This is a genomic window from Vibrio sp. C8, from assembly GCF_054051265.1.
In genome coordinates, this window is sequence record NZ_JBPAOE010000022.1 from 469751 (window position 1) to 491972 (window position 22222).

Sequence of the window (22222 nt, forward strand, 5' to 3'; positions counted from 1 at the left end):
GCGGTTTTAATGGTCTTCAACAGTAAAAAATCCATTTCTCAAAGTGTGATATCAATAATTATTGGTGGTTGGCTATGCATAAAAACTATCGTTATTTCCTGATGGTGGCTCATTTAGGCAGCATCAAGCAGGCTGCGGAACAACTGCATATTAGTCAGCCTTCACTGACATCTGCAATGCAAAAACTAGAAAGTGATATTGGTGTTTCTTTGTTTCACCGCCGTTCAAAAGGGATGGCGCTGACGGAATACGGCAAAATGCTTAAAGAGCATGTTCAGCAGCAGCAGGAACAGCATAATCAGTTATTGCATCGATTGCATGACATGCATCAGCGAGAAGCCGGTAAGTTGAAGCTGGGCACGGGTGACACATGGTGGGAACTGTTTGTTCGAGAAGCAGTGAGCCAACACCTAAAACAAGCGCCTAAGTCGTCTATTGAACTTGAGTTTGGCAATAACTTGTCGCTCATGCACCACTTAGTTCAAGGGGAAATCGACCTGTTTGTCGGACATGAAATTCGACATTTGCATGAAAGGTGTCGGGTGCAGTTTGTCCCTCTGCTGCAAGATCGCGAAGCCGTTTATGTACGAGGCGATCATCCACTGCTTAAGCGTAACGTGCAGTCAATATCAGAGGTAGATGCGAGCTATCCTCTGATTCGTGTCACGCCGGATCATGCACGGCATAGCGTAGTGCTTGCGGATCATATGAAATCGCAGATGGGCATATCGTCGGATGTTGTGCGTTCCACTTATAACGTGGACTCATTTTCAGCCAGCTTGGATATATTACGCAACAGTGATGCCATTATGCCCTACAGCAGTGAGCTGTCAGCGTGGATGATGCAGAAAGGGTTTAAGACTCTTTTCATTGATGAAAACAAGCTTGGTAACGTTGGTATCTACCACAAACTAGGCTGTGACGATGAAAAGGTGTTATCCATGATAGAAAGGATTCGGCAAAGAGTCTGAGACAGAAAAAGGAGCGAAATCGCTCCTTTGTTCGTTTTAGATACTGCCAGTGTTATCAGCTGAACGTTTTCACTCGTAGCCACTCCTGTTTCAAAATGACTTGAGTGATAGCGACGATTTCATCATTCAGTTTTGAAGGTGATTTCTTCGCTTCAATCGCCACCATGGTTTTGTCTAGCAAGCTTGAAAGCGTTTGAGAATGTTCTTCATCTGGATTAATCAGCAAATGAATTTTCGCATACAGTTTTTCGGTGTCCTGCAAGGCTTTGTTATAGGTACAAGACCACTGATAGAGCTCTTTCATTGCAAACTGTGGATCTTTCATCTCAGTAAGAATGTCTTCAAAGCCATCTTTGATTTTGTGTAAGTCCCAGATTGCATTAGTTGCGGAGACGAAATCTGCAATTTCAGCTCTTAACGATTGAATCCACTGTTGTCTGCTTTCTGCCACGATCTTTGCTTTTTCAAACTCAACGTCAATGGTTGGATTGATATTCGGCATCACGGGGCGTGAAGATTCTTTGGCCAGTGCTGTGGCTTTCTTGATCGCTTTGCGATTGGTAATGAGCACAATGATCGAGGTTAAAATGAAAACCGCGATCAGTATCCAATCAGTATTAAAAGCCATGCCAGCGTCTGAATGCACGGGCTTATTAGCTGACTCTACTGTGGTAGCAACTTGGTTGTCTTGTTTAGTGTTCACAGAATTTTGGTGGTGTGAATCTTTTAGAACCAATACTTCTGCATCCTCAACAGACGGAGTTTTTGTATCCGAACTGGTTCGGTTTTCGCTTTCTGAAACGACAACAATCGATTCTACGGCGTTGGCCTTGGGCGCAGTGCTCTCCACTTTAGCGTCTACCTTGGTTTCTGCTTCAGGTGAAGTGGTCTTGATGTTTTTTGTTGTCACTGGTTCCTCGCGTTTCGCGTTTATCTCAGTTGTTTGCGATTTTGAAACTGCGTTAGGCGCTTCAATCACTGTTGTGGTTGAAACATTAGGCAATGCAGGGGCAACAGGCTCTATGGTTATCAGCTCTTCGGTTGCTGTGGCGTCAGCGGGTTGCTTTACGTCTTCGTTTGGTTTGATTTCATTTTCTACTATGTTGGGTTCTGAGCCATCAACTGGTTGAACGGTTGTCACTAAAGTATCCGTATGCAAAGTGCTCATTGTTTTTCTTACCTCAAAATTTCTCGATGTCACCTTTGCGTGATTGGCTCTCTGTGTTCAATTGTCCCTAGTGTCAGATCAATACCAACTTCCATAGTGGCGCTTAAAAGAGCCGCCTCCGTGAAGTTGCAAACGTGGTAGACATAACGTTACAAGGGAGCCATTTTGCCGAAATATTTCTCAACTGAATGCAGCCATTTGCATTCATGTCCTATCAGAAAACGCTGAAAAATAGGGTAATGCGGCTTTAAACGGGTTGGGGTAAATGTTGAACTGAGCTGAACGGCGTGTCTGGGTTGGCTTATCTAACCAGCCCGTAAAGAAACAAATGAAGAAAAGGGGCATTTCGCCCCTTTTGGCTTTTGGTTGTACACATCAATGAGCTATCAATTAGCAAGATTCAGCTAACTGATAGTAATGCGGTGGTCTTCCACTTGTTGCGTTTCTAGCTTAGGAACAACCACAACCAACACGCCATCCTCAAATTCTGCGTAAATGTCTTTTGGATTTACGTTTTCGCTTAAAGAAAAGCTGCGAACCATCTTTCCTTCATAGCGTTCTTTGTGGATGACTTTGTTCTGATCTGTATTTTCTTCGGTTTTGCTGGTGGAGGCTTCAATTGTTAGCGCACCATTTTTATAGGTGATGATCACATCATCTTTAGCAACTCCCGGTAAATCGGCAATGATTTCAAATGCGGTTTCTTTTTCAATCACATCAACGCGAGGTGAAAAAGCCTCCGCATCAAATCGAGTGCGAATTGATGGGAATGCATGATCAAATACGCGATAGAAATCAGACCATGAATCACGAGGAATTAAGCTCATCATAACCTCCCATTTTCTATCTTTTGCTACCTCACTAATTGTAGTTCTTGTGGCGTCAAGTGAAGGGGAAATTGAAGTTAGATTGATCAAAATCAAGCCCAATTTAAGCGTAAGAAATACGAATTCAAACCAGAATGGCATATCGGAATTTTGTCATCAAATAGCCTTTTTTCTGTAACCCATTTTTAATGTTTGCTGCGTAGGTTATGCCGGTCTTAAAAATAGTGCTCATGGGAAAATTCCAGAGAACTAAGTGGTTAATTAAGCAGGAAATGATGGCAAGAGTAACTCACGATTTTGATGTGTTGATTATTGAACTACTGCAGCAGCAGGGGTTAATCAAGAAAGAAGCGGAAGCTTACTTAAAGAATGAAGTTTACCGTTTAGAGCCGGAAGAGATTCAGAAAATTAAAAACTACGCCAAGCATTTTGGTTTATCAGCCAAAGAGAAACTGATTCAGGAAATACTCGACCTACGCAGGGAAACCTTGTTTAACAAGCTATCTAAGAAGTTTGAGAGAGAACTAGAAATTACGGCTTAGCAAGCTTTGCATTTTGCTTCCTTAATTGGTTTTGAAAATTATTCTCATTAAGATTGAAACTTAAATTAATGTTATGTTATAACAAAACACTTTTGATTCAGTAGAGTTATAATTATGAGAATTTTTACAACAGCACTGTTGGCATTAATGTTTGTTTTTCAAGCAAATGCGAACACTCCTACTTCTAAATCAAACACAGTTACCATCAGTGCTGCGTTTGAATTTGCTAACGTTGACCCATCATCAAGTGGGTATATTTTTACTAGGATGCAGGTCATTGAGACGCTTTTTGATGTGGACAATGCGGGGAATTTGCTCCCAGGTCTGGCGTTAGAAGCGACGCCAAACAATGAGCTAACTGAATGGACAATCACACTGCGTGACGGCGTTCGCTTCCACGATGATTCACTGATGAACGCGGATACAGTGGTGAACAGTTTAAACATTGCGCTGGGAAAATATGGCTCGCTAGGCAAAGTGCCAGTGAAGAACATTTTAGCGCAAGGTGAAAACAAGGTTGTTATCGAACTATCTGAAGCATACAAAAGCCTACCTGCGGTACTTGCCAACTATTCCAATGTAATTTTAAGCCGAGCCTCTTATGCTGAAGATGGCAAAGTGGTGAACTTGATTGGCACAGGCCCATACTCGCTTTTTGAGGTTACGCCGCCGCACAAAATTACCGTTAAGAAATTCGATGGCTATTGGGGTAAGAAAGCGAGTATTGAATACGCCACTTATCTGACTGGTCATCGCGGTGAAAGTCGCGTATTACAAGCCATAAGTGGTCAGGCTGATATTGCACTCCAGCTTCCGCCAGCCAGCATTATGCGTTTAAAAATGAATCCGCAAACCGATGTTCAGTCTTACTCTTTACCGCGTACGCTTGTTTTAAAACTGAACAATGCTCACCCGTACCTCAATTCCGTTAAAGCGCGTCAGGCGTTGAGCCTTGCCATTGATCGCAAAGGCATTGCTAGCGCTGTGCTAGGCACTCCAGATTCAGGAACCGCGCAACTGTTGCCTCGCTCAATGAGTGATTGGTATTTAGAGTCTTTTGCCAATCCTGAAGTTGATATTCAGAAAGCTAAAGCGATGCTTAAAGAACTCGGTTGGACTGAAAACAGCCAAGGTCTGTTGCAGCGAGACGGTAGAACGTTTGAGTTGTCTTTGATTACCTACGCAGACCGTCCAGAGCTGACGAATGTAGCCACAGCACTTCAAGCACAGTGGAAAAAGCTGGGTGTAAAACTGAATGTAAGTATTACAAGTTCAAGTTCGATTCCAGCTGGTCATCAGGATGGTTCTTTAGAAGTGGCATTGATTGCGCGCAACTATGGCGTGATTGCAGACCCTCTGGTGGTATTAAGTAATGACTTCTCTGCGGAAGGTGGGGATTGGGGCGCAATGAATTGGTCAAATCCAGAGTTTAATCAGTTGATTAAGCAGCTTAACTACACATTAGATGCAGACAAGTATCGTGAAAAAGCTCAGAGAGCGGCAACCATTCTTGCTACTGAATTGCCAGTGATCCCTGTTTCCGCTTACACAGAAGAAGTCTCTGTGAACAAACGTCTCAAAGGTTTCCACTTTGATCCATTTGGCCGCAATTTTTATCTTAGCGACTTGGAGTTTTGATTCTCGTGGGGCAGTTAATTTATAACCGCATTTTGCAGCTTTTGGCTGTGGTATTTGGCGTTGGCGCATTGACGTTTGTTCTGATGCGTTCACTTCCGGGGGATATGGCTTTCCGTATTGCCTCTAGTCGCTACGGTCAGGATAACGTCAGTGCGGAAGCGGCCGAATATATTCGCCAAGAGTTGAATTTGAACCAATCGGGGATCTCGTCTTTTTTCTCTTGGTTAATCGATCTTGCGCAGTTTAACTTGGGCAACTCTTTGGTCAGTGGTCAGCCAGTCAGCGATATTGTCAGTCATCAGTTAGGGCATTCCTTAATGCTTGCAGTTGCTGGACTCGCTTTGTCCGTTTTGATTGCATTCCCGCTTGGTCTCGCGAGTGTGAAATGGCAGAAATGGTTTGAGCCTGTCGCTGTTGTTTTTTCAATCGCAGTTCGTGCGCTTCCTGTGTTTGTAATTGGTTTAATTTTCATTCTGATGTTTGCGCTTTATTGGCAATGGTTACCCGTTGCTGGTTTTGACACACCTCAGCATTTGATTCTGCCTACCCTGACTCTAGCGATAGCGTTGGCGGCAACCTCAAACCGGATTGTCGCGAGCTCAACTCGTCAGGTTTTACGTGCGCCTTTTTATCAGTTTTCAATGATGAAAGGGCTATCACCTTTACGAACGTTTCAGCGTCACGGAGTTCGCAATATTTTGCTGCCTGTTGTTGCGTTTATCGGTATCCAATTTATTACCGTGATTGAAGGGATAGTAATGATTGAATCTCTGTTCTCATGGCCGGGGGTTGGACACGGTTTAGCTCATGCGATTTTTGCCCGCGATATTCCTGTTATTCAGGGCACGGCGCTCTGTTTAGGTGTGATGTTTGTAATGTTGAATACAGTTGTTGACCTTCTGTGCTACTGGATAGACCCGCGAATTAAGGAGGAGCAATAACATGCTATCAGCCTTCGATAACAAAAAACTCTATAGCAACAGATCGCGCCTTATCGGTGTGTTGCTGCTGTGTGTGTTGATCTCGATGTCGATGATTGGCTGGGTTATGAACTTCGACCCGGCGGAGCAAAACTTGTCTGCGGTTTTGATGCCGCCGGGTGCCGAATACTGGTTAGGTTCCGATCACTATGGTCGCAATATGTTTGCCCGTTTAAGTGAAGCTCTGCGTCTTTCCCTGAGTCTGGCAATCTTCTGCGTGTTAAGTGCGAGTACCATTGGCTGCATATTGGGTGTGATTGCAGGTTGGTACGGCCGTTGGCTCGACAATGGGCTCAATATTATCGTCAACATACTTCTGGCTATGCCGGGCTTGGTTTTCGTGCTGTTGTTTGCAGCCTTGGTACCCGGTTCTTTTACCGCCATTTATATCGCGATTGCGCTGGTACAGTGGGTAGAGTATTTCCGTGTAAGTCGCTCGTTGACTCAGTCTCTTGCCAATAGCCCTGTAATTCAAAACGCTCTGTTGTTGGGCTTTGGCCGTGTTTACATTTTTCGCCACCATTTATGGCCGACACTACGTTCACCTGTGTTGACTATGGCAGCATTCGGTGCCGCTAACGCCGTGCTTTATATGGCTTCTCTTGGCTTTGTTTATGTGGGCATTCAGCCGCCAACCAGTGAACTCGGACAAATGATTGTTGAGCTTTTTCCATATTACGGTGATGCGCCGTGGTTACTTCTTCAACCTCTAACAATGCTGGCGTTAATTGTATTGGCATTCCATTTGATTGCAGGAGAGAAACGATGAGTGAATTGCTGAGAGTTTCGAATCTGCATATCTCAATGGGTGAGCGCACTCTGTTGGAAAATGTGTCGTTAGCGGTGAATAAAAGTGAACCGCTGGTGATCCTTGGTCAAACAGGGTCAGGTAAAAGCTTGTTGCTTAAGTGGATCATGGCGAGTATTGATTCTGCATTATCGTACACTGGTGAGATTGCTGTTCACGGAGAGGTGATGAATATGGCGCAGCGCCGTACTCTCTGGGGTAAACAAATGGCAATGCTGTCACAAGAGCCAATGTCGACGCTTGACCCTTTGATGATATCGGGTGAGCAAGTGGCAGAAGTGTCGAGATTTGTCCTAGGGCATTCCGCGCCACAAGCTCGTCTCATGGCACAACAAGAACTGGATCGTTATGGTTTAGCGCAGGCTTATCAAAAGCGTGTAGGGCAACTCTCAGGAGGTATGGCACAACGTATGGCGATTTGTGTGTCAACTGCCGCCAATGCTTCCATCATTCTTGTAGACGAGCCAACCAAGGGTTTGGATGTCAGTCGACGTGATGATGTTGTCGACATGCTGCGTGATAAAACCAAAAACGATGGCCTGATTGTAGTAACGCATGATGTTGAAGTTGCGCAGCGTCTAGGCGGACAAATACTGGTTCTGCATTATGGAAAGGTCGTCGAGCAAGGGCAAACACAGCAAGTGCTTGCTCATCCGAAGCAGGAATACACCCAAAAGCTGATTCATTCGACACCGAAAAATTGGCCACAAAGCCCAAGCAAAGATATTGCTCAGGAGCGAATCTTGAGTGTAGAAAACTTGGCAATACAACGCGGCAAACAAAAGTTGTTTGATTCGCTGACGTTTAACGTTCAACAAGGTGAGATTGTCGGCATTGTTGGCGACAGTGGTTGTGGTAAAAGCAGTTTGGGTGATGCGATTTTAGGGCATCTTAAAGTGTCTTCGGGTGAGATTGTTCGTCAAAAAACTCAGGGTAAAGCGAAGTGGCTTAAGTTATATCAAGATCCATTTACTTCGCTTTCTCAGCATCTCACTCTAGGAAAAATGTTGGATGATTTGATTGAACTGCACAAGTTGGATGCCAGTCGCGTTGCACCATTAATGAAAAAACTCGCTTTGCGTGAGCAAGTACTCGCGTGTAACAGCAGTCAAGTATCAGGTGGCGAGCTTCAGCGCTTTTCGATTTTACGTGCTTTACTGATGGAGCCTGTATTCTTATTTGCTGACGAACCGACGTCGCGTTTAGATCCTATTATTGCCAAAGAGGTGACAATGCAATTGGTACAGCTAGCACGTGAGCAAAACTGCAGCTTGCTAATCGTTAGCCATGACCCTGTTTTGATTAATGCGATTACAGATAAAGTCATCAACATTAGTGATTATGCCCCTCAAGCGGTAAGTTTGCAGGAGTGTATTGCTTAGCTTTCATCTCTTCCAAAAAAAGGACAAGAGCAAAAATGCCCTTGTCCTTTTCTATCTTGATTGTGAGTCATTACTTACCGACAAACGCAACGATAACTTTGTCTTCTCCTAGGGTACGAGAAAATACGTAAGGGCTATCTTGTTTCGAAGATACTTGTTTTATCACTTGGTGCTTGCCAGCACCAATGGCTGGGTGACGCTGCCTAAATTGCCCAACAGTTTGCCAGTGTTTCAGTAACCCTTCACGCTCGGCATCGAGTTTCCAAACCATGTCTGAGCGGGTTCCTTGATGGAAATCATCCGCATAAGGGCCTAAGTCTCTTGCGACTTCATCGCCGTAATAAACCTGAACAGCACCCGGGTTTAGCAACAGGGCGTTGGCTGCGTTACGTTGCATTTCAAACGACTTGAAACGGCTGAAAAACAGCTCGGTATCGTGTGAAGACATATAACTCACAGCGTTGAAATCCGCTTCTTGTTGCAGCGTTTTCGCGTTTGCCTGATAAACACTTTCCATCTGGCTAAAGCAGGTTGCACCTTTGTCCATTTTTTTCTGCACATCAAAGTTAATCAGCGCATCGAAGCCGTCATCAAAATACGGGCTGCGATAAGCGCCATGTCCCCAAACTTCGCCCATCATCCAAAATGGTTCGCCTTGCTTGTCATGCGCTTTGCGCCACTGGTTAAGATTATCGCTGGCGGCTTGTTTCAGACGTTTCCACACTTCACTTTCAACGTGTTTCACTGTATCTACACGGTAGCCATCAATTCCAAAGCGTTTCACCCAGTCGCTTTGCCATTCAATCAGATAATCAGACACGGTGAAGTTATCTTGTGCCTTCACTCTTGTTCCGGCGTTGTCCAGCAGCCACTTAGGTGGTTTAACGAATTCAGTCGATTCAGTGCGAAAGTCGGGTAGGCCAGCTAGCGTCATAGTGATATCACCAGAGCCCGGTTTCGGATAACCCGGTAGTCCGGTGCGAACCCAGTCCCCTCCCCACCAGTCTTTCCAGTTGTTGCTGTTGTAATCAATGAACTGATGGAAACTGTGCCAGTTCTCTCCCGCAGAATTTGATGGTGCCCAGTCCGCCCATTTTGCTGGCAGCTGTGAACCGTTAACAACGTTGATTTTATCGATTTGTAAATCAGCCAGTGTCGCGTAACCCGAGTGGTTAATAACCGCATCTAACAGAATTTTTATGCCCCGTTTATGAGCTTCTTCAACCAGTGTTTTTAAATCTTCATCTACACCAAAGTTTTCATCGATTTTGGTGAAATCACGAGTCCAGTATCCGTGGTAGCCATAAAATGGGAATGAGCCACTTTCTCCACCTCCCACGAATCCGTGGATTTGTTCCACAATCGGAGAGAGCCAAATAGCGTCTGTACCTAGGCTTTTGATGTAGTCTAACTTTTCAATCACGCCTTTGAGATCACCACCGTGAAAGGTGCCGACTTCATCTTTACCGTCTTTTTTTCGCCCATAACTGTTGTCGTTACTGGTATCGCCGTTGTTAAAACGGTCGACCATGACGAAATAGATATTGGCATTACGGTAGTTGAATGGCTGAGGCTTGGTTTCAACAGGTTCAAGTAAAATTAAGCCGCCGCTGTTCGCTTGTGGGGTTAATGAAACGGCACCTTGTTTTACTGTCACTACTTTGCCACTGAAAGCATCTCTTAATTGCGTTCCGTTTGTGAAAGTATCACCGACTTTGACAGTGACTTCGCCGCCAGAGTATTTCTCACAGGTAACATTTGGAATCGGTCGCTTGAACTCACTGTTCGCTGTTTTCTTAGGCTGACGAACAAACGTTAGTGTTTGTGCTTTGTCGTCATAGCTAAACGCATAATCGCCAGTGAAGCGAATTTTAAGTGGTAGCGTGGTTGCTCCTGAACAGTTGAGAGCTACAGGAGTATTAAATTTGATGCTTGATGTTTCACCTGCCTGGCAGTTCCCCTCTAACCCAGTCACCGTTAGTGTGTAGTTATCTTTGGTTAACGGAATTACTAACGGGTTTTGGCTGTCTAGTGGGTAGTCACGACTGTTGGTTGTCGTTGCTATGGTTAGGTTTGGCGCCGCGAAGGCACTTGGAATAATGGCACATAAGGCAAGGGTTACAGTTTTTAGTTTCATCGTCACGTCCATATGGGATCTTATAGTCCCTCTAGGTAAACAAACTTTAGGATAAATCGATTAAAGACTAGGCACATCATTCCTCGCCCTACGCCTTAAGAGCTTGAAGTGGTTCACAAAAGAGAATTTGGGGGCGTAGTTCTTCAGGCACTTGTAGAAAGTGATGAAAAGGCTAACACTAAGGACAGGAAAGAGAGGAAATCGTATGTGGAAATGGTTCGTCATCATGTTTTGGAGTGGGGTAGCATTCGCTGCACACCCAAGCTTTTTGCAGCCATTTATCAGCGGTGAGCAGCTTTGGCCCACTCAGCAAGAACTTCGTCAAACCGACACATGGTTAGAGTGCAGTGAAAATATCTATATCACCTCTTGGTGTGGCGATGAGTTTAACTACTATACCTTGAGAGTGTGGCCGGAAGTCACAGGAGACCAAGATGGGGGTATTAAAACACTGACTCTGCATGGCGCTTATTCGACCAATGATTGGAGTCTGCTGCAACTGAACTTGCGAAAAGATGGTTTTCAACTGCAAAGCATCCAACTTGGAGAGCAACAGTTTTCAATCCGTGACCAGTTGAAGACTGAGTCGACCCGAGAAGTTGATAAGGCCTTAGTTTTGTTCATTAATCGCAATGCCCACTCTTTTCCTAAAATCCTTCACTGGCAGAAAAATAACGTTATGGCAAAGCTTGTCACGGACGGAAAAAACGCTGAAGTTCAGTTTACTCGTTCGGAGTAATTGCTGAAGGTTGGCGCTGAAGAAAGTTCGCCATTGAGGTCTCGTCTAAATACCCATCGGCTTTTTTATGCGCTCGCAAATACTGATAGCCAGCAATCACTTGGCGCTGCTGATGTTGCTTTTCCTGACTTAAGGTTTCGCCAGTGACGAACTTGTGCGCAAGACAATAGGCTTCCATATCTACCACTTCTGCTTTGCGATACAGATAACCACATCCAGTTGCTAACCATTCCAGCGAACAGTTAGCGCGAATGGCAATCTGATTCGCCTTTGCTAAGCTAGGTTCACTACCTTTTAGGTATTTTCTTATCAGACCTTCAGATAGATCAACGCGTCGCGCAAACCCGCTGATGCTTTCTTCGCCAATTAATTCTTGTAAACGTGTAGAAAAAGTCACAACTTCGTACTCCAGTTCGAACTTCTATAGTTTATCGGTTGAGACGAGGAATAAACAAGCTTAGGATGAGCCCGTCGGATTAAGGAGTAATATTATGGTTGCAAAAGTGACAATCGCCCCGCAAGGACCAGATTTTTCAGAACTGGTTCAAGGGTATTGGCGAATGGCTGATTGGGGAATGACTCCTCAAGAGCGCCTGACGTTTATTAAACAGCACCTAGAATTAGGTATCACGACTGTTGATCACGCAGACGTTTATGGTAACTACGAATGTGAAGCCTTGTTTGGTGAAGCTTTGGCGTTAGAACCATCTCTTCGTGATCAAATGCAGATCATTACTAAGTGTGATATCAAACTGCGCAGCGAAAAGCACCCAGAACGCAAAATTAATCACTATGACACTAGTTCTGCACACATCTACCAATCGGTGAACAACTCACTCGAGCGTTTAGGTGTCAACGAAATTGACGTTTTGTTGATCCACCGTCTAGATCTCTTGCTTGACGCGGATGAAGTAGCAGAAGCGTTTGCTGAGCTTCACAAAGTCGGTAAGGTGAAACACTTTGGTGTTTCAAACTTCACACCGTCTCAGTTTTCACTGCTTCAATCTCGTTTGGGCAAACCACTGGTTACCAATCAGGTAGAAATTAACCCGCTTAACTTTAATGTTGCTGATGACGGTACATTAGACCAGCTACAAATGCTGCGTACCCGCCCTATGGCATGGTCATGCCTAGGTGGTGGTGAAATCTTTAAAGGTCAGTCAGAGCAAGCTGTTCGCGTACGTAATGTGTTAGAAGAACTGCGTGAAGAGATTGGTGCTGAAAGCATCGACCAAGTGATCTACGCTTGGGTTCGCCGTCTACCTTCTAAGCCACTTGCAATTGTTGGCTCAGGTAAGATTGAACGCGTTCAATCGGCAGTGGCTGCACTGGACTTAGAACTGACTCGTGAGCAATGGTACCGAGTTTGGGTTGCTTCTAAAGGCCACGGTGTGCCATAGAAAGTACTTAAATCAGTATTTTTTGAATCGAAACAGCTCCCTGCCATGAATGTGGCAGGGAGTTTTTTTATAAGTATCCTCTGAGTCATACCGCTCCTGCCTCTTAACTCTTGCTGGATTTATCCCTCTTAAATTAGACAGCCAGTTCACTCATCTGTCTGATTCGTTTTTTGTCGCTTTTGTCGATGTTGTTTGTTCGGAAGCCGACAAACGAAGCGACAAATTGTCGTTTTATCTCTGGTTGTTTTGTGACCTTCTTCAAATTCATATAGTAAATCAACCTGTTAGCAAGGAGGGTGGTCTGGATTAGTAATTGCACTGGATTAGACAATGAAGACGTTATGAAAAAGTTGATGTTGTAACAATACGGTTTCAGTAACGCACCAAACCAACGCAATGGAAGCGGGTGTCGGAAAAACAAGGGAGCGGTTATGTGGGATTATTCAGAGAAAGTTAAAGAACACTTCTTTAACCCAAGAAATGCCAAGTTGGTAACAGAGGCTAACGCACGGGGCGATGTGGGTTCGCTTAGCTGCGGAGACGCTCTAAGTTTGACTCTTAAAGTCGATCCAGAAACAAACATTATTCAGGATGCAGGTTTTCAAACTTTTGGTTGCGGCAGCGCAATCGCCTCTTCTTCTGCATTAACTGAAATGATCATTGGTAAATCCATTGATGATGCGTTGGCGATCACCAACAAAGATATCGCCGACTTTCTTGATGGTTTACCGCCAGAAAAAATGCACTGCTCGGTCATGGGTATGGAAGCACTGCATGCGGCTGTCGCTAACTATCGCGGAGAAACATTGGAAGACGATCACGAAGAAGGAGAGCTGATTTGCAAATGTTTTGCGATCGACGATCTGATGATCAAACGCGTGGTTGCTTCCAATAATCTCACCACACTGGAAGAAGTTGTTAACTACACCAAAGCGGGCGGCGCATGCACCTCTTGCCACGAAAAGATCGAATGGGTATTGGAAGAGTGTTTGGCAGAAAGAGTAACAGCGCTAGCTTCTTCTATAAAGACCAATGTACAACCTGCCATAACAGCAGTTGAGGCAAGTAAAGATTCTGAAAGAGATTTGGCTGTAATCCCTGAAGTCAGTGCGCTGATTGAGAAAATTATCGAGGAAGTTCGCCCTGCTGTACAAGCTGATGGCGGAGATATCCGCTTAGTCGATGTGGAAGATTATGTTGTGTTTGTTTCGCTCACGGGGGCGTGTACTGGCTGCGGTTTATCTGGTCTGACACTGGCAAATGTTGAGCACAAGATCAGCCGAGCATTGGGTGAGTCTTACACTGTTTTTCCGGTACAAGAAGACCCACAAATGAGCGCTAAGAAAGAGGGAACTTACAATGTCTAATATCCAACCAATGACCTATTTAGATAACTTTATTTACCTAGATAACAATGCAACGACGCGAATTGACCCACGAGTATTAGATGTGATGATCCCTTATCTTGATGAGTTTTATGGCAACCCCTCATCCATTCACCGCTTAGGTGCTCGTGTTGGTCAGGCGCTGGAAATTGCGAGGGAGCAAGTTCAGATGCTGCTAGGCGCGCAACACTCTAGCGAAGTCATTTTTACTTCTTGTGCCACAGAGGCCACTACTACCGCCATTTTGTCTGCTTTAGAAGCCAACCCTGAGAGACGCGAGATTGTCACATCGGTCGTTGAGCATCCCGCAACCTTAACACTGTGCCAAAACCTTGAACGCAAAGGTTACAAGGTGCATTGGATAGGCGTCGACGGTAAAGGTAACATTGATTTAGAAGCGTATGCCCAAGCATTGAGTGAAAACGTGGCGATTGTTTCAATGATGTGGGCAAACAACGAAACCGGCACTTTGTTCCCAGTAGAATCAATGGCGATGATGGCGAAAAGTGTCGGCGCACAAATGCATGTTGACGCGGTACAGGTGGCAGGGAAACGCATGATCAACGTGCATGAAACTGAAATTGATATGCTGTCGATTTCTGGTCACAAGTTCCATGCTCCAAAAGGGATTGGTGCTTTGTACTTGCGTCGTGGTACCCGTTTTCGTCCATTACTGCGTGGTGGTCATCAGGAGCGTGGTCGCAGAGCAGGCACTGAAAATGCGGCCTCAGCGATTGCGATGGGTAAAGCGGCAGAGCTGGCTTACCAAGCGATTGGTAGTGAGCTACACCGAATCAAGTTGATGCGAGATCGCTTAGAACAAGGTTTGCTTGCACGCATTCCTAGCACTTTTGTAACAGGCAATCCAAAGCAACGAGTCGCCAACACGACCAATATTGCGGTTGAGTATATCGAGGGTGAAGCGCTGCTTTTAATGATGAACCAAGTGGGTATCGCGGCGTCATCTGGCTCGGCCTGTACTTCCGGTTCGTTAGAACCCTCGCATGTAATGAAAGCGATGAAAATTCCATTCACTGCGGCACATGGTACTTTACGCTTCTCGTTGTCTCGCTTTACCAAAGATGAAGATATCGACTATGTGCTTGAGCAACTGCCGCCAATCGTGCATCGCTTACGCCAGATGTCGCCTTATTGGGATAACGCCGCCAATGCGGGTAACGTTGAAGAGTTTGTTCCAACGTATGCCTGATAGAGGTGTGCGGTGATTAGGGAAGGATTCCCTGTAGTGAGTAAATATCAGTGAGCAAAGGGATGGTGCATGTATGGTTACAGGGATAGCAGAACCCATTCATAGGTCAGTCATTATTAATGACACCACGCTTCGGGATGGTGAGCAGGGACCTGGTGTGGCGTTCACCATAGAAGAAAAAATGCATATTGCCATGTTGCTTGAAATGGCGGGTGTGCCTGAATTGGAAGTGGGCATTCCCGCAATGGGAGCGGAAGAGCAATACGTCATCAGTTCAGTGTGTCACTCCCTTAGTACTGCGCGAACTATGGGCTGGTGTCGGATGCTGGAGCACGATGTTCATTGTGCTTCCGGTCTTGGATTAAATTGGGTTGATCTCTCTATTCCAGTCTCAATTCAGCAGATCCGCAGCAAACTCAATTTGACGCCTAAAGCGTTGTTTGAACGCTGTGAAAGAGTGATTAGCCAAGCGTTAAATGCAGGTTTGAAGGTTTGCGTGGGAATGGAGGATGCTTCGCGTGCAAACGTCGATATGCTTTATCGGGTTGCAGAAGTGGCGGAACGTTGCGGTGCAAAGCGAGTTCGTTTTGCTGACACCAACGGCATCCTCGACCCATTTTCGACTTACCACGCTATCACTCAGTTACATGCTCATACGGATCTCGAGATTGAAATGCATGCACACAATGATCTTGGGCTCGCAACCGCGAACTCATTAGCGGCGATTCGCGCGGGTGCCGCGTCAGTCAATACGACCGTGAACGGGTTAGGTGAGCGAGCGGGCAATGCAGCACTAGAAGAGATTTCCGTTGCGCTTACGGTGTTACAACAGACTCCCTGCAACATTGATTTGCGCCAATTACCGACCATTTGCAACTACGTACATCTGGCCTCAGGTCGGCCACAAACTGCGCAAAAAGCGATCACAGGCGATGTGGTGTTCACCCATGAGTCGGGAATTCACGTTGATGGCTTGTTGAAAGACATCAATAACTACCAAGGTTTTTCCCCCGCGTTGGTCGGCCGTCAACATCATTTCGTGTTGGGCAAACATTCAGGGGTGAACGCCATTATGCGTATTTATCGCGATATGGGCATTGTGCTGACAAAGCTGCAATGCGAGCAGATAAAGCAGCAACTTCGAGTTTGGTCTGAGCAGCGTAAAAGCGTTCCGACCACTGACGATCTGCTCGAGTTTGCCATTCATCACCAGCAAATCGCGTAGGGCTACAGGTATGTATTTAGAGTTAGAGAGTGATTTCACCGAGCAACTGGCGTTGTTGGAAACCGCAGAAGATTTTCTCGACTACTTCGTTGTGGATTACGACTCAGAGTTGGTGGAAAAAAAACACATACCTCTGCTGCGATTGTTTCAGAAACTACTGGCTTGCAAACCTAACGCTGATTACGCCACTTATCAGAAGTCGCTGTGTTTGGCCTATAAGCAGATAAGTATGGGGCATGAGCCAATGATAAACGCTGGTGGATGTGCCAGTTGCGCCTCTGATTGCAGTGAGTCTGGCGAATAGGAGTGAACGAAATGGACATCGAATATGGTTCTGAAACCGTACGTTTTGCGCCTGGAAGAGAAGTGAGAATTGTACGTAATATCCGTAATGACGGCAGCTTTCAGGATTTTGCTAAAGGGGATTTGTTAGTGGAAGCGGGAAGCGTCGGAATAGTGCGTAGTTACGGCTATTTTTTGCAAACTCAGGTGATCTATCAGGTATTTATTCCAACGCAAAATCGGGTGATAGGAGTACGAGATAGCGAAGTGATCGATGCTGAACTGGCTTGGGTTCCTTGTCTGTTTCGTTCATTAGAGAAAGCCAAACTCACTTGCAGTTTGCGTATGTTTGGCAAGCCTCTTGCGCAAAAGGGGGATGTGATTGAAGTACATCGCGCCTACCGAGATCTGGATGATGGGACGGTCAGTTTTGACGTGAAGTTTGGTGACCATTTGGTGAAGTTGGATTCAAGCCGACTTGAGCCTGTCAGGTAATAAGGGAGCAACGCATGGAAGCTTATCAACGCAATTATTTAACCGCCAAAATTGCCACAGATATGTACAAACTCAACCCTGAATGGCTTTCAAGCATGCAAAGGGTAAAAGTGGATGAACAGGTTGAACGTTTGTTTCGGGTGCAAAAAGCTATTCTTGGCAGCAGTGAAGCGAGCCTTGTCTCGGTATCCGCATCCGACATTGAAGACGCTTTCAATAAACTGGTTGAAGGTTATCCCTCCCATAGTGAGTTTAAAACCGCAATGCAGGGTCAGCGATTGACGGAAGGTCAACTCAAGCAAGTATTGAACGAAGAGCTGAAATGCGAAAAGGTGATGACGCTTATCTCGCAAGACATTCCAGAGCTTGAACTAGCGACAGCGATGGAATACTTCAACACCCATCAGCAGGAGTTTTCCCGTGGCAATGTGTGGGAAATGAGCCAAATTCTCATCACGGTTAACGAGGAGTTTTCAGAAAGCCATCGCGATGAAGCTTGGCGTCGTATTCACGATGTGAAAAAGCAGTGTGATTTCACAGCGTTCGGCACTTTGGCTATGAAATATTCTGAATGTCCCAGTGCCATGTCTAACGGCTATTTAGGGTGGTGCGAAGAAACCAAACTCTACCCGCAAATCGCAGCTTGTCTGTTTGAGCTCAAACACGGTGAAGTGAGCGAAGTGATTGAGACCGAACTCGGTTTTCATCTGGTGCGAGTGCATCAATACAAGGGCGCGCGCACTGCAACATTTGAAGAAGCTTATCCGTTTTTGCAAAGAAAGCATGAGCAACGTGCGCGCCAATTTTTGCAAAAGCAGTGGATTAGCCAGTTATTGCACTCTGCGTCATTGTGTCGTTGAACCCGCGTTGTTGATGTTAGATAAGGATAAATAAATGAAAGGGTTTCATCGTTTTTTGCTGCGTTTTATTTTGCATGCATTTGGTTTGGTTGGCCTGATTTTGGGCTCTTTTTCTGTTCAGGCTGAAGATGGCACTTTAGCGGTTGCCAATAATTTTTATGCTCCAATTCAAATGCTGGTGGATGACTTTGCCAAAGTGTCTGGTTTTCAACTGAGTGTCAGCACAGGTTCTACGGGACAGTTGTATGCCCAAATCGTCAATGGCGCGCCGTTTGATCTGTTTCTTGCAGCCGACACTGTCCGCCCAGAAAAGTTAGTCAATCAAGGATTAGGTTTCGAGCCGTTTGTTTATGCGAGAGGCGTATTGGTGCTCTGGTCGAAACAAGCTAACTATGACGTGAAAGAGCATATGTTGTTGGGTGATTATAACCACTTCGCGATCGCCGACCCTAAGCTTGCACCTTATGGCTTGGCGGCTCAACAAGCGCTAACCAAAATGGGTTTATGGGAGAGCATGACGCCGAAAATCGTGATGGGCAAAGGCTTGAATCCTACCTTTCAGTTCCTTTCTACAGGCAACGCGCAATTAGGCATGGTGGCGAAATCTCAAGTGTTTAAAAACGGTCAGTACATTGGCGGATCATACTGGGAAGTTCCTGAATCCGATTACGAGCTGATTGAACAGGCTGCTGTTACGTTGAAATCTGGTGTTGATAAAGCCTCAATCAAAGCTTTTCTTGAATACTATTCCAGCGAACGAGCACAGAAAATTGTCTCTAGCTTTGGTTATTTACAGTAGCCCAAACTCGGTAGGAACGAGAAGAGGTGCTCAGCATGTTGGCCATTGATACTACTGTTATCACAACCACACTTAAACTGGCTTTGGTGGTGATGGTGACACTATTACTGATAGGTGTGCCCGTTGCTTGGTGGTTGTGTCACTCCAAGTCTCGTGTAAAGGGCGCTATAGAAGCCACATTGATGCTGCCTTTGGTTTTACCGCCAACGGTTCTGGGTTTTTATCTTCTGCTGTTGCTTGGCCCTGTAGGATGGGTAGGACGATTGCTTAATCAGTTTGGGGCTGCCCAATTGCCTTTTACTTTTACAGGGATAGCGATTGCCTGCACCCTGCATTCTTTTCCATTTGTTATTCAGCCACTTAAGAATGCATTCGTCGCTATAGGGCGCAGACCTATGGAGGTCGCCGCTACACTTCGATCTTCCCCCATCGATACCTTTTTTAATGTCACTTTGCCTCTTGCTTGGCCTGCCGTGTTGTCGGCTGCGATCATGGGTTTTTGCCATACGCTTGGCGAATTCGGTGTCGTGCTGATGATCGGTGGAAATATTCCGGGGCAAACACGGGTGATGTCGGTTGAAATCTATAACAATGTTGAGGCAATGGAGTACCTGAACGCGCACATTTTGTCTGGTGGGTTGGTGGTCTTCTCTTTCGTCGCGTTGCTGCTGATTCATTGGCTCAACCAGAAACATCAACATAGGCTTGGGTAACGGCCTATGCACATAACCGCTGAGCTAAGGATTCGTTATGCCGACTTTACTCTCGATGCCAACTTAATACTGCCAGCACAAGGGATTACCGTTTTTTTTGGTCAGTCCGGATGTGGAAAAACGAGCTGTTTGCGAGCAATTGCAGGGCTGGAAAAGCTCGAATATGGAAACGTCTCTATCTCTGGAGATGTCTGGCAAAGCAGTGCAACACATCAGTTTGTTCCGACTTACAAGCGTGAGTTGGGGTATGTGTTTCAAGAGGCGGGGTTGTTTCCACATCTCACGGTGGAAGATAACCTTCAGTTTGGTGCCAAAAGAATTTCAGCACACAAACGACACGTAAAATTTGCTGAAATAACAGAACTGTTAGGTATTACGCCATTATTAAAACGCTACCCAGCTCAGCTCTCTGGTGGTGAAAAGCAACGCGTTGCGATAGGAAGAGCGCTTTTAACAAGCCCTAAACTTCTATTGATGGATGAACCACTATCGGCGCTCGATCAACCCCGCAAACAGGAGTTCTTGCCTTATCTTGAACGTTTGCATCGAGAATTAGATTTGCCCATTCTTTACGTCACTCATTCCATGCAAGAACTGGCACGACTCGCTGATCACATTGTGTTGTTTGATAAAGGTTCGATAGTGGCAAGTGGTGACGCGCACAGCATCATGTCAGACCCTAAATTCGATGCCTTGTTTGGCGACGAAATTGGCAGTGTGTTTGATACTCAAGTGGTTGCGATGCATGAAAACCAAATGACCGAATTGGATTGTGACGGCTTAACTATCTGGGCGGTTGGATACATTGCAGAACAGGGTGTCACTTATCGTTGTCGCATTCTGGCATCCGATGTTGGGCTCTCTCTGGAAGAACCTAAGTTTTCCACTGTGCTAAACCGTTTCCGCGCCACTATTATCGATATTCAGACCTCTCTTAGCGAAGATGGGCAGGCTTTGGTCGTTTTAGAGCTGGAAAATCAACAGCGCCTGTTGTCTAAAATTACCCTTAAATCACTGTTTGAGCTGAATCTCTCTCAAGGATTAAAGGTATGGGCGTTGGTGAAATCGGTCGCGCTGTCTTGATGTCTGTTCGACTTGCATTTTGTTTGAACTCCAATAGTGTAGGGTTCATATGGAACATTGAGTAAGAATGCAAAATGGAAACAAAACAGCAATGTAGCCTAAACGCCAAACTGATTAATTTTGAGCCCCAGCACTATCCGTTGCTGATGGAATGGATTGACTCAGATGAGCTGAATTACCTTTGGGGTGGGCCACAATTCGAATACCCGCTAACCGTTGAGCAACTTGAAACGCACTATAGGAAACTGGCGCCATCCCCGTTTTTATTTGGAGTGAATGACGAGATGGTGGGGTTTATTGAGCTATTTAAAGTGTCGGATTGCGAACAAAGGCTATGTCGAGTTTTTATTCACCCGACATGCCGTGGTAAAGGTTATGCGACCACGATGATTGAGTTGGCTATTGCCAAAGCCAAAATATCAGAGGGGCCGCAATCACTCTCTTTAGCGGTTTTCGCTCACAATCAGTCTGCTATCTCTTGCTATGAGAAGCTTGGCTTTAAGCCTTATGAAACGGTCAGTGGCTTACGCTTTTTCAAAGGGAAAAACTGGGATCTGATTAGAATGTCGCAGCGTATATAGCGAAATAGAAAGCTTTACGTTTTAAACCTTGTTGGGTTTGTTGACGGATGCTGTCAATACTGAAAACAGCAAAATAGCTGCGCCTATCCACTGAATATTTGACAGAGTTTCATTTAACCACATCATTGAGAACAATGCGCCGAACAGTGGTTCACTACCCATCAGTAGTGACGCTTTGGTCGGTGAAATCTTCCTCACAGCATAGTTTTGTGCGTAGAACGCAAACAGAGTACAAAACAGAACCAAAAACGCAGTCACAAGCCAGAATTCTCTATCCGTAGGGATGTGATACAAAGGCTCTTGCGCTATCAAGCTTCCAACCAAATAAGCACTTACCGCCACTGCGAAAGCTTGTATGCAGGTTAATGTGGTGTTGGTTATCTGCTTGTTGTCAGTGAGTTTCTTGGTCATGGTCACCATTAAGGCCCTCAAAGCTGCGGCAGTGAGAATGCAGAGATCACCACTGTTAAGTGAAATACCCAAATCTTGATGGTATGTGAGAAGAAGCACGCCAACAGTACTGATCACCGACAGCAACATCAGGCTTTGGCTCGGTTTGTGTTTGCTGAGCAGGCTGTCGACCAAAGCCGTAAATATCACATTCAAACTGATAAGAAAGGCTGCATTCGAGGCGGTCGTTTGCGAAACGCCGTACACTTCGAAAAAGAAAATCAACGCCAAGATAACACCTGTTGGTAGTGCCACTTTCCAGTCCCTGTTTTTGCCTTGCTTAAAATCTTTTAAAGCTAATGGAAGCAGCAGAAAACCCGTCAGCCCGAATCGGATAGCAATAAACATTGAGATACTAGTATAGGCAATGGCTGTTTTGGTTAATCCGTAACTGGTGCCCCAAACAATCGCAACCATCAGCAGCAAAAGCTCTGGCATGGTAACAAACGATGTTCTCGTTTTAATGGCTAAGCTAGACATGGTTCCCTTCCTTCTAAAACAGTTCGAAATTGACTCAATCACTATCCACTAGTACGTTATTCGGAAC

General features: G+C 45.4%; 23 protein-coding genes. 18 read left to right on the top strand and 5 right to left on the bottom strand.

Annotated elements, in window-relative coordinates:
- Positions 1 to 74: 74 nt before the first annotated feature.
- Positions 75 to 971: a LysR family transcriptional regulator gene (locus ACRQQK_RS13370; protein ID WP_457512151.1), complete on the top strand. Its 897-nt coding sequence runs from the start codon at positions 75 to 77 to the stop codon at positions 969 to 971.
- 55 nt (positions 972 to 1026) lie between these two features.
- On the opposite strand, the gene ACRQQK_RS13375 is transcribed toward ACRQQK_RS13370, so the two are convergent.
- Positions 1027 to 2139 (bottom strand): hypothetical protein, encoded by a 1113-nt coding sequence (locus tag ACRQQK_RS13375; RefSeq protein ID WP_457512153.1) that lies wholly within the window; start codon positions 2137 to 2139, stop codon positions 1027 to 1029.
- 404 nt (positions 2140 to 2543) lie between these two features.
- Positions 2544 to 2966, bottom strand: a complete 423-nt coding sequence (locus tag ACRQQK_RS13380; RefSeq protein ID WP_042479459.1) for an Hsp20/alpha crystallin family protein — start codon at positions 2964 to 2966, stop codon at positions 2544 to 2546.
- A 275-nt stretch (positions 2967 to 3241) separates the two neighbouring features.
- Here ACRQQK_RS13380 and ACRQQK_RS13385 point away from each other — a divergent pair, with 275 nt between their 5' ends.
- The 5 genes from ACRQQK_RS13385 (at position 3242) to ACRQQK_RS13405 (ending at position 8316) form a co-directional block, all read left to right on the top strand.
- On the top strand, positions 3242 to 3508 hold the full coding sequence (locus ACRQQK_RS13385) for a hypothetical protein (RefSeq protein ID WP_457512155.1): 267 nt from the start codon (positions 3242 to 3244) through the stop codon (positions 3506 to 3508).
- A gap of 114 nt (positions 3509 to 3622) precedes the next feature.
- Positions 3623 to 5146, top strand: coding sequence for an ABC transporter substrate-binding protein (locus ACRQQK_RS13390; RefSeq protein WP_457512157.1), 1524 nt, complete (start codon positions 3623 to 3625; stop codon positions 5144 to 5146).
- A gap of 5 nt (positions 5147 to 5151) precedes the next feature.
- The gene (locus tag ACRQQK_RS13395) at positions 5152 to 6087 is read left to right on the top strand and encodes an ABC transporter permease (RefSeq protein WP_102962326.1); all 936 of its coding nucleotides are present in this window, start codon (positions 5152 to 5154) and stop codon (positions 6085 to 6087) included.
- 1 nt (position 6088) lies between these two features.
- Entirely contained in the window at positions 6089 to 6895 is an 807-nt protein-coding gene (locus ACRQQK_RS13400; RefSeq protein ID WP_457512159.1) for an ABC transporter permease, read from the top strand.
- Positions 6892 to 8316, top strand: coding sequence for an ABC transporter ATP-binding protein (locus ACRQQK_RS13405; RefSeq protein WP_457512161.1), 1425 nt, complete (start codon positions 6892 to 6894; stop codon positions 8314 to 8316). Before ACRQQK_RS13400 ends, ACRQQK_RS13405 begins: the two co-directional genes overlap by 4 nt.
- A 70-nt stretch (positions 8317 to 8386) precedes the next feature.
- Here ACRQQK_RS13405 and ACRQQK_RS13410 read toward each other — a convergent pair whose 3' ends face one another.
- Complete coding sequence (locus tag ACRQQK_RS13410) at positions 8387 to 10453, bottom strand: alpha-amylase (RefSeq protein ID WP_457512163.1); 2067 nt, start codon at positions 10451 to 10453, stop codon at positions 8387 to 8389.
- A gap of 205 nt (positions 10454 to 10658) precedes the next feature.
- Between ACRQQK_RS13410 and ACRQQK_RS13415 the strand changes: the two genes are divergently transcribed.
- On the top strand, positions 10659 to 11192 hold the full coding sequence (locus ACRQQK_RS13415; protein ID WP_457512165.1) for a hypothetical protein: 534 nt from the start codon (positions 10659 to 10661) through the stop codon (positions 11190 to 11192).
- On the opposite strand, the gene ACRQQK_RS13420 is transcribed toward ACRQQK_RS13415, so the two are convergent.
- Positions 11176 to 11589, bottom strand: coding sequence for an XRE family transcriptional regulator (locus ACRQQK_RS13420; protein WP_457512167.1), 414 nt, complete (start codon positions 11587 to 11589; stop codon positions 11176 to 11178). The two genes, ACRQQK_RS13415 and ACRQQK_RS13420, sit on opposite strands and share 17 nt — an antisense overlap.
- Before the next feature lie 94 nt (positions 11590 to 11683).
- On the opposite strand from ACRQQK_RS13420, the gene ACRQQK_RS13425 reads away from it, so the two are divergent.
- From ACRQQK_RS13425 to ACRQQK_RS13475, 11 genes are all read left to right on the top strand, one after another.
- Complete coding sequence (locus ACRQQK_RS13425; protein ID WP_457512169.1) at positions 11684 to 12592, top strand: aldo/keto reductase; 909 nt, start codon at positions 11684 to 11686, stop codon at positions 12590 to 12592.
- 431 nt (positions 12593 to 13023) lie between these two features.
- Positions 13024 to 13959, top strand: coding sequence for a Fe-S cluster assembly protein NifU (gene nifU / locus ACRQQK_RS13430; RefSeq protein WP_457512171.1), 936 nt, complete (start codon positions 13024 to 13026; stop codon positions 13957 to 13959).
- Positions 13952 to 15187, top strand: coding sequence for a cysteine desulfurase NifS (gene nifS, locus ACRQQK_RS13435; RefSeq protein WP_457512173.1), 1236 nt, complete (start codon positions 13952 to 13954; stop codon positions 15185 to 15187). The genes nifU and nifS overlap by 8 nt, the downstream gene beginning before the upstream one ends.
- A gap of 73 nt (positions 15188 to 15260) precedes the next feature.
- Positions 15261 to 16412 carry a homocitrate synthase gene (nifV, locus tag ACRQQK_RS13440; protein WP_457512175.1) on the top strand — a complete coding sequence of 384 codons (1152 nt, stop codon included), beginning with the start codon at positions 15261 to 15263 and terminating at the stop codon, positions 16410 to 16412.
- A gap of 10 nt (positions 16413 to 16422) precedes the next feature.
- Positions 16423 to 16716 carry a nitrogenase-stabilizing/protective protein NifW gene (locus tag ACRQQK_RS13445; RefSeq protein WP_457512177.1) on the top strand — a complete coding sequence of 98 codons (294 nt, stop codon included), beginning with the start codon at positions 16423 to 16425 and terminating at the stop codon, positions 16714 to 16716.
- A gap of 11 nt (positions 16717 to 16727) precedes the next feature.
- A complete protein-coding gene (locus ACRQQK_RS13450; protein WP_457512179.1) occupies positions 16728 to 17189 on the top strand; it encodes a nitrogen fixation protein NifZ in 462 nt (153 codons plus the stop codon).
- Positions 17190 to 17203: 14 nt separating this feature from the next.
- On the top strand, positions 17204 to 18049 hold the full coding sequence (locus ACRQQK_RS13455; RefSeq protein ID WP_457512180.1) for a peptidylprolyl isomerase: 846 nt from the start codon (positions 17204 to 17206) through the stop codon (positions 18047 to 18049).
- A 34-nt stretch (positions 18050 to 18083) separates the two neighbouring features.
- Entirely contained in the window at positions 18084 to 18848 is a 765-nt protein-coding gene (gene modA, locus ACRQQK_RS13460) for a molybdate ABC transporter substrate-binding protein (RefSeq protein ID WP_457512182.1), read from the top strand.
- Positions 18849 to 18883: 35 nt separating this feature from the next.
- On the top strand, positions 18884 to 19561 hold the full coding sequence (gene modB / locus ACRQQK_RS13465; RefSeq protein WP_457512382.1) for a molybdate ABC transporter permease subunit: 678 nt from the start codon (positions 18884 to 18886) through the stop codon (positions 19559 to 19561).
- A 6-nt stretch (positions 19562 to 19567) separates the two neighbouring features.
- On the top strand, positions 19568 to 20644 hold the full coding sequence (modC, locus tag ACRQQK_RS13470; RefSeq protein ID WP_457512184.1) for a molybdenum ABC transporter ATP-binding protein: 1077 nt from the start codon (positions 19568 to 19570) through the stop codon (positions 20642 to 20644).
- Positions 20645 to 20718: 74 nt separating this feature from the next.
- On the top strand, positions 20719 to 21225 hold the full coding sequence (locus tag ACRQQK_RS13475; protein WP_457512186.1) for a GNAT family N-acetyltransferase: 507 nt from the start codon (positions 20719 to 20721) through the stop codon (positions 21223 to 21225).
- A 21-nt stretch (positions 21226 to 21246) separates the two neighbouring features.
- Here the strand turns inward: ACRQQK_RS13475 and ACRQQK_RS13480 are convergent, their stop codons facing one another.
- The gene (locus ACRQQK_RS13480) at positions 21247 to 22155 is read right to left on the bottom strand and encodes a DMT family transporter (protein WP_457512188.1); all 909 of its coding nucleotides are present in this window, start codon (positions 22153 to 22155) and stop codon (positions 21247 to 21249) included.
- Positions 22156 to 22222 lie beyond the last annotated feature (67 nt).